At 63.1% G+C, this 17,072-nt stretch carries 13 protein-coding genes and 1 pseudogene; 7 read left to right on the top strand and 7 right to left on the bottom strand.

What is annotated here, in order from left to right; translation table 11 throughout:
* Positions 1–119: 119 nt before the first annotated feature.
* From PPGU16_RS01905 to PPGU16_RS01935, 7 genes are all read right to left on the bottom strand, one after another.
* Positions 120–932, bottom strand: coding sequence for a c-type cytochrome (locus PPGU16_RS01905; protein WP_180721463.1), 813 nt, complete (start codon positions 930–932; stop codon positions 120–122).
* The gene (locus PPGU16_RS01910; RefSeq protein ID WP_180721464.1) at positions 929–2,554 is read right to left on the bottom strand and encodes a b(o/a)3-type cytochrome-c oxidase subunit 1; all 1,626 of its coding nucleotides are present in this window, start codon (positions 2,552–2,554) and stop codon (positions 929–931) included. The genes PPGU16_RS01905 and PPGU16_RS01910 overlap by 4 nt, the downstream gene beginning before the upstream one ends.
* Positions 2,541–3,113, bottom strand: a complete 573-nt coding sequence (locus tag PPGU16_RS01915) for a cupredoxin domain-containing protein (protein ID WP_180721465.1) — start codon at positions 3,111–3,113, stop codon at positions 2,541–2,543. The genes PPGU16_RS01910 and PPGU16_RS01915 overlap by 14 nt, the downstream gene beginning before the upstream one ends.
* 2 nt (positions 3,114–3,115) lie before the next feature.
* A complete protein-coding gene (locus tag PPGU16_RS01920) occupies positions 3,116–3,298 on the bottom strand; it encodes a hypothetical protein (protein WP_180721466.1) in 183 nt (60 codons plus the stop codon).
* 42 nt (positions 3,299–3,340) lie between these two features.
* Positions 3,341–4,696: a c-type cytochrome gene (locus PPGU16_RS01925; protein ID WP_180721467.1), complete on the bottom strand. Its 1,356-nt coding sequence runs from the start codon at positions 4,694–4,696 to the stop codon at positions 3,341–3,343.
* Positions 4,693–5,406, bottom strand: coding sequence for a c-type cytochrome (locus PPGU16_RS01930; RefSeq protein WP_180721468.1), 714 nt, complete (start codon positions 5,404–5,406; stop codon positions 4,693–4,695). Before PPGU16_RS01930 ends, PPGU16_RS01925 begins: the two co-directional genes overlap by 4 nt.
* Positions 5,407–5,792: 386 nt before the next feature.
* Positions 5,793–6,686, bottom strand: a complete 894-nt coding sequence (locus tag PPGU16_RS01935; RefSeq protein WP_180721469.1) for a LysR family transcriptional regulator — start codon at positions 6,684–6,686, stop codon at positions 5,793–5,795.
* Between the two features lie 116 nt (positions 6,687–6,802).
* Here PPGU16_RS01935 and PPGU16_RS01940 point away from each other — a divergent pair, with 116 nt between their 5' ends.
* The 7 genes and pseudogenes from PPGU16_RS01940 to PPGU16_RS01970 all read left to right on the top strand — a co-directional run bounded on the left by PPGU16_RS01940 (position 6,803) and on the right by PPGU16_RS01970 (position 16,971).
* Complete coding sequence (locus tag PPGU16_RS01940) at positions 6,803–8,080, top strand: MFS transporter (RefSeq protein WP_180722521.1); 1,278 nt, start codon at positions 6,803–6,805, stop codon at positions 8,078–8,080.
* A 663-nt stretch (positions 8,081–8,743) separates the two neighbouring features.
* Positions 8,744–9,397 carry a response regulator gene (locus tag PPGU16_RS01945; RefSeq protein ID WP_180722522.1) on the top strand — a complete coding sequence of 218 codons (654 nt, stop codon included), beginning with the start codon at positions 8,744–8,746 and terminating at the stop codon, positions 9,395–9,397.
* Between the two features lie 133 nt (positions 9,398–9,530).
* Positions 9,531–10,241 carry a response regulator gene (locus tag PPGU16_RS01950; protein WP_180721470.1) on the top strand — a complete coding sequence of 237 codons (711 nt, stop codon included), beginning with the start codon at positions 9,531–9,533 and terminating at the stop codon, positions 10,239–10,241.
* A gap of 88 nt (positions 10,242–10,329) precedes the next feature.
* Entirely contained in the window at positions 10,330–10,971 is a 642-nt protein-coding gene (locus tag PPGU16_RS01955; protein ID WP_180721471.1) for a response regulator, read from the top strand.
* 184 nt (positions 10,972–11,155) lie between these two features.
* Positions 11,156–11,902 (top strand): aquaporin, encoded by a 747-nt coding sequence (locus PPGU16_RS01960; RefSeq protein ID WP_180721472.1) that lies wholly within the window; start codon positions 11,156–11,158, stop codon positions 11,900–11,902.
* 10 nt (positions 11,903–11,912) lie between these two features.
* Positions 11,913–16,374, top strand: a pseudogene (locus PPGU16_RS01965) (ATP-binding protein).
* 162 nt (positions 16,375–16,536) lie between these two features.
* Positions 16,537–16,971 (top strand): CHRD domain-containing protein, encoded by a 435-nt coding sequence (locus PPGU16_RS01970; RefSeq protein WP_180721473.1) that lies wholly within the window; start codon positions 16,537–16,539, stop codon positions 16,969–16,971.
* Positions 16,972–17,072: the final 101 nt, after the last annotated feature.

The following is a 17,072-nucleotide window of genomic DNA, read 5'->3' on the forward strand; positions in this document are numbered from 1 at the left end:
GCCAAAGCCTGAGTGAATCGCGAACTGCGATTTGCTCGCGGCACAGAGGCGTACAACAAAACGGCGGTGCAAGCCTTCACGCTTGCACCGCCGTTTTTCTTACGACGTGACGTGACGCTCTAAGGCTGTCTTTCAGCGTAATACTTCGCGGCCCCGTCGATTTCCTCGGGCGTCATATTGCGCGCGACGTTGCGCATCTGTTCGTTGATGTCGTTGTGACGGGTGCCGTCCGCAAACGCGCGCAGTTGCGCCGCCATATACACCGACGATTGCCCGCCCAGCCAGGGCGCGGCGCCCTTTCGGTCGCGATCGCCATGACAGGCCGCGCAGGGCGCGATGTTGCGCATCGGCGAGCCTTCGTTGACGAACTTGCGGATGGTGGCATCTTCGGCCGTGGCCTGTTCGACGGCGGCGGGGCGCGGCAGCGTCGAATAGTAGTTCGCGAGGTCGTGCAGATCGCGGTCGTTCAGATGCGCGATGATGGGCGGCATGATCGAGTTCATGCGCTGGCCACTCTGATAATCGCGCAACTGCTTGTAGACGACGTCCGCGTATTGCCCGGCGAGCACGGGCGCCGTCACCTGGATCAGACTCTCGACGCCATGACACATCGAGCAGTTTTGCGCGAGCGTCGCGCCACGGCCAATCGACTCGGCGCTGGGGCGCGTGCGTCCCCAAGGCGGCAGAGGCGGCAACACGAGCACGTTGCTCGGCGCTGGGCCGGCGACGTTGTCGCTTTGCGTGAACCATGTGGATGGCGCGCCTGCCGCGCTGCAGATCGTTGCCCACAGTCCGCGCTGCGTGAAGTCGGGATGCTTCGACGGCAACCAGATAAAGCCGATCAGAATCGCCACGATGGCAATGACGATCACGCCGCCGACGCTCGACGTGAACCATCGGTTGCTGAAGCTGAAGACGCGTTCTTCGCTCATGACCGCGCTCCCACCGATACGGCCGGCACGGAAGTCTGCTGCAAGCCGAGCAGTTGTGCGATGGGCACGCTGTAGTTGACGATCGTCAGTCCGATCATCAGCGCGACCCACAGGCCGAAGCTGTTCAGCGCAGCGGGCACGCGTTCGACGGGATGCACGGGCACGCTGAAGCGGAACTGCTTCGGTTGCTCGATCGCGCCGAACTGCGACTTCGCGAGAATGTAGAGAAACAGGAACCCGGAGATCACCAGAATCAGGCCGCCGAATGCCGACACGGCAACCCAGACGGCTTGCGGCGCGATCGCAGGATTGCTGTAGTCGTAGTACGCCATGCGGCGCGGCGCGCCAAGCAGGCCGACGTAATGCCACGGCAACGTGACGACCATCATGCCGATGAACCACAGCCACAACTGCCAGCGGATCAGGCGCAGCGAGCCGATCGCGCGGCCCGTCAGTTGCGGCCACAGTTCATACGCGATCGCGAAGTACATGATGACGATCGCGCCGCCGAAGATCAGGTGGAAGTGCCCCGTGACCCACTGCGTGTTGTGGATGGTCTCGTTCAGCTGATAGCTCATGTTGATGAGCCCGCCCGCCCCGCCGAAGCCGAGCATGATGAACGAGAACGCGATGACGAGCATCATCGGGTTGTCCCACGGCAGCGCTTTCAGCCAGCCGAATGCGCCTTTGCCGCCGCGCAGCCGCCCGGCGATTTCCACCGATGCGCAGATCGTGAACACGGTGAGCAGCGTCGGCACCGACACCATGCCCGTGAACACCGCATGCACGAACTTGAAGCCCGCACCGACCTGCGGATCGGCGAACAGATGGTGAATGCCGATCGGCATCGCGAACACGAGGAACAGGATGAACGACACGCGCGCCATCGAATCGCTGTACAGCCTGCCGCCGATCGCGCGCGGCACCAGTGTGTAATACGCGATGTACGACGGCACCAGCCAGAAATAGACGATCGCGTGCAGCGTCCACGAGAACAGCACGCGCGCGAGGCCTGCGTCGATGGTCGATTTCAGGCCGAGCGCGACGGGCAGAATCTGGAACAGAATCTCGAGCGCCGCGCCCACGGCCGTCCATGCCCACAGATAGGCGCCCGCCACGTTCGCGTACATTGCGAGCGGTACCGGCTTGCCGGGGTTCGCGCGCTTCCAGACGTGCAGGTTGACCCCCATCAGCGCGACCCAGATCCATGAGCCGACCACCACGAGCACGACGCCGATGTAATAGAACGGGCTGCCGATCATCGGCGGATAGAACGTGAACAGCACGGACGCCTGGCCGGCCGCAACGGGCACCATCGCCATGATTGCGCCGACCACCAGCAGGATGAAGCCGGCCCACGCCCACTTCAGACCGACGAGCGCCTGTTGAAGCGCCAGTTCGACGATCGCATAGCCGAAGCCCATGGCGACGAGCGTGGGCAGCACGTAGGCCATCACCGTGCCGTGCGCCGTCACCGAGCGGTAGTACAGCTCCGGTTCGCCGATCCACGGATGCAGCGGACTGCGCACGAGCATTTGCCATGCGCCCAGCAGCAGCGCAATTCCGAACGCGATGAACGCGAGCCAGAAGTGCGCGAGAACGAGTCGCTTAGCGTGAAACACAGCTGAGCCTCCGATGTTGTTTTGCCTGTTCGAAGAAGGCAGCCTTGTCGATCACCTTCACATGCGCCCACATCGTCTGATGGCCGAAGCCGCAAAACTCGTGGCAGGGCATCAGGTGATCGGCGGGTTTGTCGAAGGAGGAGGAAAACGTCGCGACGTAGCCCGGCACGACCATCGTGTTGATGTTCGTGTCCGTGACGAGCAGGCCATGCACGACGTCGGCGCTCGTCGTGCGGAAGGTGATGTCGGTGCCGGCGGGCACGACCAGACATTGCGGCGTGAACGAGTATTGCTGCGCGATGAAGCGCACGACGACCGTGCCGTCGGGATCGACGCCCGTGCCCAGATTGCTTTCGACAAATTCGCCGGACATCTGCAGGCGCGACGGGTCGATGGTTTCGACGCGCGAGGGCGGCATCATCGCGTAGTGCAAGCCCGAGTACACGACGACTACGAGCATGAACACGACGATCGCGATGACGAAGTAAGCCCAGCGCTTTTCAGCGCGCTCGGCGACGCCGTGGCCACTATCCGGGGAATGAGAAGGTTGGGTCGACATGATCAGTGAATGACGCCGCGCGGCACAAATACGAGAAAGTAAAAGCCGATCCAGATCGCCAGCACGACCACGGCCGCGACGCCCGCGACCGCGATTGCGCCGTGCGGTCCTTGCGCGACGATGCGCTCGACTTCGTCGTCCGAAGCGTTGCCGGGGTGGTCGCCGGAGTGAACGTTAGGGTCCATCTGCCATATCTCCGAGGACAGGGTTTATACGAATAATGTGGGCTAGTGCAACGGCGCCTTGCGCAGTTCGTTGACCTGCTTCGCCGTCACGGGCTGGCCATGATTGCCCCACGCGGTGCGGATGTACGTGACGACGGCGGCGAGATCTGTATCGTTCAGTTCCTGCGCGAACGGCGGCATGCCATACGGTTCGGGGTTGCGTCGCGTGCCGGGCGGGAAGCCGCCGTTCAGCACGATCCGGATCGGGTTGACGGCCGAGTCCATTTCGATCGACTGGTTGTGCGCGAGCGGCGGGTAGTGTTGCAGATGGCCTTCGCCGTGCTCGCCGTGACAGGTCGCGCACTTCGCCATATAGATGCGCTGGCCGTTCTCGAACACGGCGGGCTTCACGGTCGCCGACGGACCGGTCTTGCGGCCGGGGTCGTTGTCGGGCAGCGTCTTCAGATAGACGGCCATGGCCTTCACGTCGTCGTCGCTCATGTATTGCAGGCTGTGATAGGTGACCTCGGCCATCGGGCCGTAGACTGCGCCGCGATCCGAGATGCCCGCCTGCAGCAGATCGACGATGTCCTTGATGCTCCAGTCGCCGAGACCGCCGTCCTTGTCTGACGTGAGCGACGGCGCGTACCAGTTCTGCACGGGGATCAGGCCGCCCGCGAACTGCTCGCTCTTCGACGAGCCGCCGAGCAGATTGATCTTCGTGTGGCACATCGAACAATGGCCGAGCCCTTCTACGAGATACGCGCCGCGATTCCATTCGACCGAGCGGCTCGGGTTCGGCTGGAATTCACCCTCGCGGAAATACAGCGAGCGCCAGCCGAGCAGCAACTCGCGCTGGTTGAACGGGAAGCGCAGGTCCAGCTTGCGGCTCGGTTGATGCACGGGTTCCACCGACTGCAGATACGCGAAGATCGCGTCGGAGTCTTCGCGCGTGACTTTGGTGTAGGCCGCAATCGGCATCACCGGATAGATCAGCTTGCCGTCGGGGCTTTTGCCCGTGCGCATCATCTTGAAGAACTCGTCGGCTGTCCATTTGCCGATGCCGTACTCCTTGTCGGAGCTGATGTTCGGCGTGTAGAAGGTGCCGAACGGCGTCTCCATTGCGAGGCCGCCGCCGAAGGTCTTGCCGCGCGGTGCCGTATGGCAGGCCACGCAGTCGCCTGCGCGCGCGAGATATTCGCCGCGTTTGACGATCTCGGGACGCGTGTCCGGGCCAGCAGGCGCCGCGGCTTCTGCGGCATGCGCGGCGGCGATGAACGGCGAGCGAGGCGCGAGCGCGGCGAGCGTGAACATGGCGCCCACGGCGAGCGACACGGTGATGCGGCGCGCGGCACGCGCGGCGCGTGGCATGCGATGCACGGAACTGATCGACACGGAGCTAAAGGAGAGAGTCTTCATTCCGGTTGGCTCCCACATGCGAGCGGCAGCTTGCCGGGCAATCGCGGCACGGGACGCGGATCGGTGGGACGCGGCTGGCGCGCGAGCCAGCTCGATACGGCAGTGATGTCCTTATCGCTCAGCTTCACAGCGATGGCATGCATGCAGTCGGGCGCGAGCGCGTGACGCGTGCCCGAACGCCATGTGCCCATCTGTCCGGCGATATAGCTCGCATGCAGACCGAGCAGACCGGGAATACCCGGTTGCTGTCCCGTCAGCCGCTCGCCATGACACGCCGCGCATGCGGGTATGCCGCGCTTCGTGTCGCCTTGCATGACGACCTGCTTGCCGTAATCGAGCGTCGCTTGCGACACCGGGTTGGTATCGGGATTCGGATACGGCGGCTGCAGATCGGCGAAGTACTGGCTGATCTTGCGCAGGTATTCGTCGGGGAGAAACGCGAGCAGATAACCCATCGGCGGATAGGTGCGGCCGCCGTCGCGAAATGCTGTCAACTGGTTGAACAGATACTCGGCGGGCTTGCCCGCGATACGCGGAAAGTAATCGTTGTTGCGCCCCTGGCCCTGCGCGCCGTGACAGGTCGTGCAGGCGTGCATTTTCTCGTCCATCGCCGACGGTGCGGGCGCGTCGTTCGACGCCGCGAATGACGCTCGCGCGCAAAGGGCGCACAACAGCAAAAGGATCGAAGAGCCGATGGTTCTGCGCTGCACGACTGGCCTCGTAGGGAAATAGGGTTTGTAGATATCGTTGTGTTGCACCCTTGGGAAGAGACGCTTTGCGCTCTTCTCTTTTGCTTCTCTACCGCGGCCGCCTAGGCGACCCATGACACGCGAAGTCTGTTGCTCTTACCTGTGCGATGTGCGGCGCCGCCAGTCTAGTCAAGTCCGAAAAAGCTCGCAGAAGAGGGTACGGATTGACGCGCGCGCATGCGTAGCGCTTGCCGTCGATGCGGCAAACGCATTGATACAGTAAGGCATCAGGATGACGCTGGCGTTGCAATCATCATAGGTGGCAATTGGTCGCGTTTCAACGCAGCATAAACACTTGCAGTAATTGTCGTGTCAACTAAGCATTGATGCAGATACTGCAATCGCGTTCACGCGAGAAGGCGCATGAATGCTTCGCGCGCATCGCTGACGCGCGCGCTTTCGCCGGGACGTCCGGGCAGCAGATGAAACTCGACGGCTGGCAACTGGGGAAGGCCGATTGTCGGCGGACACAGCACCATGCCGGAGCCGATCGACGATTCATTCAGACATGAGATACCAAGCCCCGCCTTCAACGCCAGTTGAAGACCCGCCATGCCCGATGCCGAATGCGATACGAGATACGACACCTTGTTCTCGTCGAGCAATCTGACGACGAAACGCTGCAGCTGACACGTCGACGGCAGGAGCACGAGATGGAAAGGCGCGGCGAGGTGTCGCGGATCGGCGTCGGAGGACATCGCCCACACCAGCTTCTCGCGTCGCACGACGGTGCTCGCCGCATGCGGGCGGTTCGGTGTCGCGCGCTTCGTGCCCGGCGCGACGATACGCAGCGACAGGCCGATATCGAACGTGGTGTCGTCTTCGACGCTGCTGTCGATCACCGCGCTCGGCAGCACGGTCACATGCAGGCGCAGCCGCGGATGCTGCTCGGAAAACATTTTCAGTACGCGCGCGACGTCGTGCGGCCGGTAGTAGTCGGTGATCGCGATGCGCAGCTCGCCGTCGAGCGAGCGGCCTTGCAGGTCTTCGAATGCCGCTTCGCTCATCGCCAGAATGCGGCGCGCGTGATCGAGCAGCTTCGCGCCCGCTGGCGTCGCGGTAACGCCCTGCTTGCCGCGCAGGAACAGAGGTTGCCCCGCGCGCTCTTCGAGCTTCTTCAATTGCTCGCTCGCCGACGACTGCGACAGGAACACGCGTTCCGCGCCCGCCGATACGCTGCCCGCTTCCGCGACGGCAACGAAGGTGCGCAACTGCGCAAGGTCGAACGCGCGCTGGTTCATGTTTCGGATTCTCCGATGGATGACATCCTATTTTCCCGCTTTTCCGATTGATCGTCCAATCCTACGATAGCCGTCAACCGATTCAACTGGAGGCGATCGTGGGGCAGAGTTCAGGAATGGGCGGTAATCACCGCTGGAAGGTGCTGGGTGTCGGCTTCGCCGCGAACGCGAGCTTTTCGGCCGCTTTTTCAGGCATTCCGACAACGGCGATTTTTCTGCGCAACGGCTACCACATCGGCAACGGCGGGCTGGGCCTCGTGCTCGGCATGCTGGGGCTCGGCATCGCCATCAGCGAATTGCCGTGGGGATTGCTCACCGACCGTTGGGGTGACCGGCGCGTGTTGCTGCTCGGTCTTCTGACGACGGCGGCCGCGCTGGCTGCGATGGCAGTCTTCGTGGTGCCGCGCGGCGCCGATGCGCCGGGCATCGTGCCGCTCGCGCTCGGACTGCTCGCCGTCGGGTTGCTGGGCGGCAGCGTCAATGGATCGAGCGGGCGCGCGGTGATGGCGTGGTTTCGCGAAGGCGAGCGCGGCCTCGCGATGAGCATCCGGCAGACGGCCGTGCCCGCAGGCGGCGGACTGGGCGCGATTGCGCTGCCGGCGCTTGCCGCGCATGTCGGCTTTGTGGGCGTGTACGGTGTGCTCGCCACGCTGTGCGCGGTGACCGCGTGGTTCGCGTGGCACTGGCTGCACGAGCCACCCGTCGCGGCTGCGCAGGGGGGCCCGCATGCAGCGTCGGTCGGCGCCGCCGCTGCTTCGCCTGCCGAGCCTGCCGCGTCCGTTTCGCCGCTGCGCGATGCCGGCGTGTGGCGTGTCGCGCTGGGCATCGGCGTGCTGTGCGTGCCGCAACTCGCGGTCGTGACGTTCGCGACGGTCTTTCTGCACGACTTCGGCCATGCCGGCGTGTTCGAGATCAGCGCGACGATGGCCGCCGTGCAAACGGGCGCTGCCGTCGCACGCGTGTGGAGCGGGCGCTGGACGGACCGGCACGGCAACCGGCGCCAATACATGCGCGCCTGCAGCGTGCTGACGGCGCTGCTGTTCGCGACGCTCGCGCTGATCGCGGCGGGCACGGGCGGCGCGCACGGCGCGATCACGATCGTGCTCGCGGCGATGGTGATGCTCGGTGGCGTGAGCGCGTCCGCGTGGCACGGCGTCGCCTACACGGAACTGGCGACGCTCGCGGGCACGCGCCGCGCGGGCACCGCGCTGGCGATGGGCAACACGTGCGCATTCATGACCCTGTTCGTCACGCCGCTTGCCATTCCGCCACTGCTCGCGGCGACCTCGTGGCCGGCCGTTTGGGCGATCGCGAGTGTGTGCGCGCTGCTCGCGCTGCCCGTCTTTCCGCGGCCTGTGCGCACGGCGCGGTATGTGTCGAGAGTCAGGGCGTGATCGTGTCGATACTTTTTTGAAGGTCCTTTTTGGCGTTCGGCCATGAACCGGACGCTTTTTTTATTTTGGCGCTATTTCTTCGAGGTGGAGTTAATCGAATTGATTGTGTAATCGGAAATCGATGTGATCTGTCTGATATTTCTGTCATGAAAGTCAGAATTATTTTAGAGGTTGATTTTTATTGGTTTCAATTTCTAAGCGCGTTCTCCTCTCAAGAGCATACTGTGTCACCGTGATTCTGTAGAGTGGCTCATATTTACCTTGAATCTAAGATGCACTGGCGCAATTCTGCGAGCGTGGGCCTGATGCACCGACTGTCTCCTTGCTATAGAGCCCTGTGCGCTATGGTTTCCTAGCAAGCCTTTGGAAATTTCGGAAATAGCATGACGAATAGGGTTAAGCGCTATCTCAATGGAAAAAGGCCCGTAATGGGTAATAATTCAACGAAACTTCTATTTTGTCTTTGAATCGGCCATTGATTCGGAACTCTCTGATATTCCATTTCTGCCTCGGATGTTTTGATGCGTTTTGTCGGACCATGATTCGTTATATGTCGCGAGCGTTGTCGTAAAACGGGCTCGTTTCGACGTTGCTGCGAAATGAGCATTTCGACATCGACAAACACAAACCAATAACAAGGCGGCAATAGTGAATCTTCGAATCATGCTGGCAGACGATCATCCGTTTGTTCTGCTCGGTATCCGGGCCACGCTCGTGGCGCATGGAGGATTCACGATCGTCGGTGAGGCGACGAACCCTTCGTCACTCGTTCAACTGATGGGCAAGACGTCGTGCGATGTGCTGGTCACGGACCTGACCATGCCGGATGCGTCGGGCGACGCCGACGACGGGCTGCGGCTCATCCGGCGCATCCGGGGCGGCTGGCCCGCTGTGCGCATCGTCGTGCTCACCAGCCTGACCAATGCGGCCATCCTCCGGTCGATCATGTCCGACGGCGTGATCGGCATGCTCAACAAAAGCGAATCGATGGACGAACTGGCTGCGGCAATCCGTGCAGCGGGCGCGGGCCGTTCCTACGTCAGCCAGTCCATCCTGCTGACGCTCGCAGAAGCGAGCGGCGAACCGCTTGGCATGTCGCCCATGCGCAATCTTTCCCCGCGCCAGGCCGAGGTGATCCGCATGTTCGTGCGTGGCAAGTCGATTTCCGAAATTGCCCGCGACCTGGGGCGGGATGTCCGAACCATTAGCCGGCAAAAGCGCGACGCAATGGCAAAGCTGGGCGTCAGCAATGATCCAGGGCTTTTCGCATTCGTGCGAGCATACGGTCTTGCTCGGGAAGCTGTGCAGGATAACTAATGAAATGCCATCGCCAACGATGCATTGAAATTCAGAGAAGTCTTATGTCGGGGAGCGGTTGAATGTCTGATCCTCAGCCGGCTAAGGGCTCGCAAATTAATACCAAGCTACAGAGCACAGGGAGCGACCAAGCGTGAATATCAGAAAGGATGTGACACTGCCAATCCGCACCATCATCGCCGACGACCACCCGCTGGTCCTGCTCGCGATGGAGAATCTGATGTCAGGGTTTCCGAACATCGAGATCGTTGGGAAGGCAACGGACTCATCGGAATTGTTCGCCGAGGCGCAGCGTGTCAAATGCGAGCTTGTCGTCATGGATCTGTACATGCATGGCGGCGCATATGGCGACGGTGTCGACATGGTTCGGCAGTTCAAGGAACGTCATCCTGACGTCGTCGTCGTGGTGCTGACCATGGAGACCGCGGCGGACTCCTTGCAAAAGGTCATTTCGCTGGGCGTGGGGGCGGTCGTCAGCAAGCGCGACCGTATCGATCTGATTCATGTGGCGATCATCACCGCGTTGGCGCACGAATGTTATGTCGGTCCCGCTATTCGCGCATTGCTCGCGGACGCCACGTTGTCGCGCCGGATCGACTATGTCCGACAGGTTCTTTCGCGACGCGAACTCGAAGTGTTGACCCACTATGCGACCGGGCGCGGCGTGACGGAAATTGCGCTGAGGCTCGGTCGCAGTGTCAAGACGATCAGCGCGCAGAAATGCACGGCAATGCGCAAGCTGTCGCTGCAGAGCGATGCCGATCTGTTCCGGTTCGCCGTCGAACATGGCCTGGTGCCTGAAGATCCATCAAGAGGCTCCGGCGCGTCAGGCAAAAAAGGCTGACGCAGCGAAGCTGCCACCCTGGCGAAGTGACCGTCCTCGAGGGGAGCGCGCTGTACGGTGACGGTCCATCAAACAAGATCACAACAAGATGGAAAACAAGATTCGCGTCATCGTCGCCGACGATCACGCGTGCGTGCGCATGGGCGTCAGGTGTTTGCTGGAACAGATCGCACATGTATCGGTGGCGGGCGAAGCAGTGAACACGCAGGCGCTCGCCGAACTGCTCGATGCATGCGCATGCGACGTCGTCGTAACGGATATTGGCATGCCGGGCATTGACGGAGAAAGCAACGCGATCCAGTTCTTGCGGCGGCTGCTGTATCACACGCCTCAGTTGCCGGTTGTCGTGCTCACCATGATCCATCAGCCGTCGATCCTGATGGGGCTGCTGCAGCATGGCGTTGCCGCGATCGTCGACAAGCGCGACATCACCGCATCATTGGTTCACGCGATCGATGCCGCGCTGACTGGCCAGGGCTATCTGTCCAATCACGCGCGGGCCGCCATTGCGAAGGCGGGCACACCGCAACCGCGGGCGGGCGTGATGAGTGCGGGCGAATGGAAAGTTTTCACGATGTACGTGAGCGGCCTGACGATTGGCCAGATTGCCGCCAGGCTGAACCGCAGCGCAAAGACGATCAGCACGCAGAAGCGCAATGCGATGCGCAAGCTCGGGCTTGAGACGGAGGCTGATGTCATCGACTACGCCTGCCAGATCGGTCTTACCTGAACGATTTCGGAGTTGTCCGATTTTCTGTCTCGTTCGTTCGACCAACAATCTCCTGTTGGACTCCCGGATCACGGGGGCGCGGCGCCAACGCCATTGATTCGCCATGCAAATCAATCGAAACCGGGCGCAAGCATGTAGGGCCGTCCTAAAAAGTCGTCGGGGCGGCGCCGTTACGGGAGGATGCATGTCAGGGCTGGGAAAGCGATTGGTGGTCGAAGGTGCCGGGACGGCGTGGCTGGTGTTCGTGGGATGCGGCACGGCCGTCCTCAACAGCGGCGCGCCAGGCAACAGCGTGCTGGCTGTGCCCCTCGCATTCGGTCTCGCGCTGGCGACAGCGACTTACGTGCTCGGGCGCTTCTCCGGCGCTCATTTCAATCCGGCCGTCACTGTCGGTTATGTGATGGCGCAGCGGTTTCCCGTTCGCGATCTCGCGCCCTATATCGCCGCGCAGGTGCTTGGTGCGCTTGTGGGCGCGGCGCTGCTCGTCTACATCGCCAGCGGCCGTCCCGGCTTCGAACTCGCAGCGAGTGAATTCGGCGCAAACGGATACGGCGACCATTCTCCTGGCGACTATCCGCTTCATTCCGCGGTGGCCGTCGAAATCACCATGTCCTTTGCGTTCGTGCTGGCGCGCATGCTGGTGTCCAACGGTCAATCGGCGAATCTGATCGATCCGCTCGTATCAGGCGTGTGGTTGATGCTGAGCTACGCCGTCGCGACGCCCATCACGAACGGGTCGTTGAATCCCGCGCGTTCGACCGGACCGGCTTTGTTCGTCGGAGATTGGGCGCTCGACCAGTTGTGGCTCTTCTGGGCGGCTCCGCTGGCGGGCGGCCTGCTCGCCGGCCTGCTCCATTCGCGATTGTTCCGCGAGCCGGGCGATATCTTCGCGCGGCCGCCCCGCGAGAGCCGGCGCGGCAAGTCGGCGTGAGCGTACGCACATGTACCGTTCGCGCATCTCCACTCTTTCCCGTGTTCATTCCACATATCGCGCCTGGCTGAGCGGCGTCCGTCTGGCGCTGAAGGTAGGCCTCGCGCTGCTGTTGATACTGCTCAGCGGTCAGCCGGCCCATGCCGCGCTCGGCGCGCGTCCACAAGCGTTTCCTTCCAGACTGGTAGTCGGCGTGTTGACCAATGGCTGGTCGCCGTTCGAGATGTTTCAGGAAGGCCGGTTCACCGGGATGAGCGTCGACTATCTGCGTGCCGTCGTTGGACCGGACGTCGAAATCACGACGAAGTCCTATCCCGACCTGAATCAGCTACTCGCAGCGGCATGCGCGGGCCACGTCGATGTGTTGACGAGCATCGCCCGCACGCCGGAGCGCGAGCATTGCCTGTCGTTCTCGGCGCCGTATTTCCGTGGATCGACTTCCGTCGTGACACGGGCGAGCAATGCGATGGCTTTGACGGGCGAGGCGCAGCTGCAAAGCGCGCACATCGCCATCGAGCGCGGGTTCGCGCTCGGCGCCGTTCTACGCGAGCGCTTTCCGCGCGCACGTATCGATAGCTTCACCGACACGCTTTCCGCGTTGCGCGCAATCAAGCGGGGTGAAGACGACGCCTATTTCGGCTTTACGCCTGCCGTGCGGCACTATCTGGCCGACCCGGAATTCCGTGATCTGAGTGTCGCATTCGAGGAAACGGGCCAGGCGAGCGAAATGCGCTTCGCCGTGCCCGCCGCGAAAAGCGACCTGCGCGACAAGCTGGACCGCGGACTGTCCGCGATGCGACCGGACGACGAAGCCGTCATCCGGGCGCGCTGGATCGGCGGCAGCTTCGAATCGCGGCCCGAGCCGGCGGTGTCCAATCTCGTGCTGAGCCGTGAAGAGCAGGCATGGCTCAGGTCGCTGCCGCCGCTCTCCGTCGGCTTCGACGCCGACTGGGCGCCGTTCAGTACGCTCGACGACCTCGGCCGCCCTTCGGGCATCGCTGCCGACTATCTCGACTATCTGGGCCGCACGCTCGGCCTTTCGTTCCACCGCGCGCCAGCGAAGGACTGGACGACCACCATCACCGATTTCAACCGCGGCAACGTTGCGTTGCTCGCGACCGCCACGCGCAATGATCCGCAAATTGAACGCGCGACTTTTACCCGCGCGTATGAGACCTATCCGCTCATCATCGTCGCGCGCGAAGCCGAACCTGCCGCGCGCAGCCTGAGCGACTTTGCCGCGCGGCGCATTGTGGTGTCGATACATAGCCAGGGTGCGGTGCCACTCGAGTTGTACGGCATCGTCGCCAAGCACACAACCGTCGCGCCCAATCTCGATGCGGCGCTGAAACTGCTGGCCGCCGGCGGCGCCGACGCGCTGGTCGGCAACGTCGCGGAAATCGACGCCGCGCTGACCCGGGAATATGCGGGCGTGCTGAAGGTGGTCGGTGTGGTGCGCGAGCCAGATCCCGTCGGCTTCGCGGTGCGTGACGATCTTGCGCCGCTGGCGGGACTGATCGACCGCGCACTGCTGGCGATGCCCGCGTCGGAGCGCCAGCGCATCCGTCAGAAATGGGTAACGGGCGACGCACCGCCGCAAGGCGGCTGGAGTGTCACGGCACTGCGGCTGCTGCCCGTGCTGATCGGCATCGGCGTGGTGTTGCTGGTGACCTTGCGAGCGTACATGTTGTTGCAGCGCGAAGTCAGCCGGCGCGAGCGCACCGAGCACGAACTCGAATCGCAACTGAACTTCCAGCAGACGATGATGGAAATGGTCCCGTATCCGCTCGTCGCAAAAGACCTGCAAGGGCGGTACATCGGCGTCAACCGGGCTTATGAGCAGGCGACGGGGCTCAGGCGTGAAGCCGTGATCGGCCGCACGAGCGCGGAGGTTCATGCCTGGGGCGAGGACAACAGCTTGCGTCTCGAGCAGTTGACACGCGAGGCGCTACGAAGCGGCGAGGCCACGCAGATCGAGCTCGAGTTCGAAGACAGCCAGTACGATAGCCGCCACGGACTCTTTTGCGTGTGCGTCTGCAACGGCGTCGACGGCACGCCGCTGTGCGTGCTCGGCACCCTCGTCGACATTACGGATATCCGCCGCGCCGAAATGCTGGCAAGCGAGACGCAGCGGCGTCTCGTCGATGTGACCAGTTCGTTGCCGGCCGTGGTATTCCAGTTGCGCCGCGGGCTCGATGGCCAGTACACGTTCCCCTATGTGGGCGGCGATACCCAACATTTGCTGGGCTACGACAGCGCCGTGCTGATGCGCAGCGCCACGCTCGATTTCGGCACCATCTGCGCGGACGACCGTCCCGGCGTCGTCGCCGCGCTCGAGCGTTCCGCTGAACTGTCGGAACCTCTGCACCTGGAGTTCCGGATCGACGGTCCCGGCGAGCAGCGCTGGGTTCGCGCGGAACTTGTGCCGCGTCGCGAATCGAGTGACGCCACCGTCTGGAGCGGGTATTGGGTTGACGCGAGCATCGAACGGTTGCGCGCCGACGAACTGGCGCGAGCGCGCGATCTGGCTGAGGCGGCGTCGCGCGCGAAGGACGATTTCCTCGCGATGATGAGTCATGAAATCCGCACGCCGATGAACGGCGTGCTCGGACTCGTCGAAGTCCTGGAGCGCACCCGTCTCGATGCCGACCAGGGCGAGATGCTTGGGATGATTCATGAGTCGGCGGGTGCGCTGCTGCAGATTCTCGACGATCTGCTCGATTATTCGAAGATCGAGGCGGGACGACTGACCATCGAATCCGAACCGATCGACCTGCGCGACCTCGTCGATACAGCGGTTGGCCTGTTGGCGGGGCGCGCGCATGAGAAAGGTCTGAAAGTGCGCGTCGATATCGATCCGCAGGTCGCCGCAACGCTGCGCGGCGACAGCGTGCGCTTGCGACAAATCCTGTTCAATCTGCTGGGCAACGCGATCAAATTCACGCCGCGGGGCGAGGTCGATGTGAGCGTGAAGGTGGTCGAGCAGAGCGGGGCCGGGCAAACGGTCGAGATCACCGTCGACGATACGGGTATCGGAATCGAGCCTGAAGTCCCAGGCGCGCCTGTTCGAGCCTTTCGTGCAGGCGGAATCGTCGACAACACGGCGCTTCGGCGGCACGGGCCTGGGGCTGACGATCTGCCGCAAACTGGTCGCACTGATGGGCGGCACGCTGTCGCTCTCGAGCACGCCCGGCGAAGGCACGCACATGACGCTGCGCATGATGATGCCGCTCGAAATGCAGCAGTACACGGCGGGCGGATTGCGCGGCAAGCGCGGCATCGTCGCGACGCCGGATGCTTGCGTCGGTAGGGCGCTCGCGCACTTCGGCGCGGCGCTCGGCATCGAACTGCGTTGCATCGGCGCCGACCTGGCCGAGTTGCGCGATCCGCAAGCGCTGCGAGGCGTGGACCTGGTGTTCGTCGGCGACGGCGTCGAACTGCCGGCGGCCGTCGCGCAGTCCGGCGCGAAAATCATCAGCCTGACCGAGAAGCCGAAGCCAACAGGCTATCGGATCGTCGATAACGCGGTGCGCGTGAGCATCAACCCGATCTCGTGGCGCGGCTTGAGCGCGGCCTGCGCGGCCGCGCTGACGGGCCTTTCACCGACACCCGCGCGTGATCCCGGCGCAGGCGAAGCCGTCACCGCCGCGCCCGATCGCGAGCGCGCGATCACATGCGGGCGTCTCGTGCTCGTCGCCGAAGATCACCCCGTGAATCAGGAACTGATCCGCCATCAACTGGCGCTGCTCGGTTTCGCGTGCGACGTCGTCAATGACGGCGCGGAGGCACTCGAAGCACTCGATGCGACCCCGTACGGTTTTCTGATTACCGACTGCCATATGCCCATCATGTCCGGCTACGAATTGGCGCGGTCCGTGCGCGAAAGAGAGCAACTGACGAACGCGCATCTGCCGATACTCGGGATCACCGCGAACACCGCACCTGAAGATCTGAATGCATGTCGCGAAGCGGGCATGGACGATTGCCTCGTCAAACCGACGCGCCTTGCCACGTTGCGAGAGTATCTGAGCCGCTGGTTCGGCGCGGACAGCGCGCGGCCCGCCACGCAAGGTGACGCGACGGCTGCCGTCGTCGTGGACGCGGGATCTGAAAACGTCGGCAGCATGGCATTCGTTCCCGTCGATCTCAGCCAGCTGACGCAGATCTGGGGCAGCGAATCGACGGTCAAGTCGCTGCTCGATGCATTCGTGTCGGCCGTGCGCGACGATATGCGTGCGTTGCCGCCGCTGTTGAACGACCCCGATGTCACGGCATTGCGTCAGTGGCATCATCGCGTCGCTGGCGCGGTGGGCGTGTTGCAGTATCCGCCTCTGCTCGGCGCGCTCGAACAGTACCGGCGGCAATTGACCACGGCGCCGTCGGACACGCTGCGCAGTGAAGGCATTGCGCTCGTGCGCGCGTGCAATACGATGCTCGACGGCATCGAAGAGCAGGCGGCGCTGCTCGCCTGACTTCACGTTCTCTTCCTGCTTCGCAGCGCTTTGCACCGCTGCGCGTGTGTCACGCGCAGCGCGTCGAATTGCACTAGTATGTGCTGGCGCATGAGACGGCGTCCGCTTACGCACTGCGCGTAAAGCGACGCCGATCCAGCGCGCAAAGACCCGGAGAGAACGATGATTACAATTCAAAAGCTGAGCATGGTTGCTGTCCTGTGGGCGCTGGCGTCGGGTGTCGCACTGGCGGATACGGTGGAATTGAAGGCCGACCTCGAGCCGTCGAGCGAGGTGCCGCCGCGCGTGAGTCATGGACATGGCGCACTGAGCGCCACCTTCGATACTTCGACCAGAACACTCAAGTGGACAGCGACTTACGAGAGCCTGTCGGGTCCCGTGACGATGGCGCACTTCCACGGTCCCGCGCCCGTCGGGCAGAACGCCAAGGTGCAGGTGCCCATCGACAAGAACGCGTTGGCCAGTCCGATCAAAGGCTCCGCGACGCTCACGGAGCAACAGGTCACGGATCTGATGGGCGGTCAGTGGTACTTCAACGTTCACACCGCGCAGAATCCGACGGGTGAAATTCGCGGCCAGGTGTTGCCGGCGAATTAAACGAAGCACGCAATGCAAGACGATGGCCGGAACCGTCAGCGGCGGTTCCGGCCATTTTTCTTTTCAAACGGTGCGTGCTTATCCACCCGGCCAATAGAAGC

Source organism: Paraburkholderia largidicola, assembly GCF_013426895.1.
Classification (GTDB): domain Bacteria; phylum Pseudomonadota; class Gammaproteobacteria; order Burkholderiales; family Burkholderiaceae; genus Paraburkholderia; species Paraburkholderia largidicola.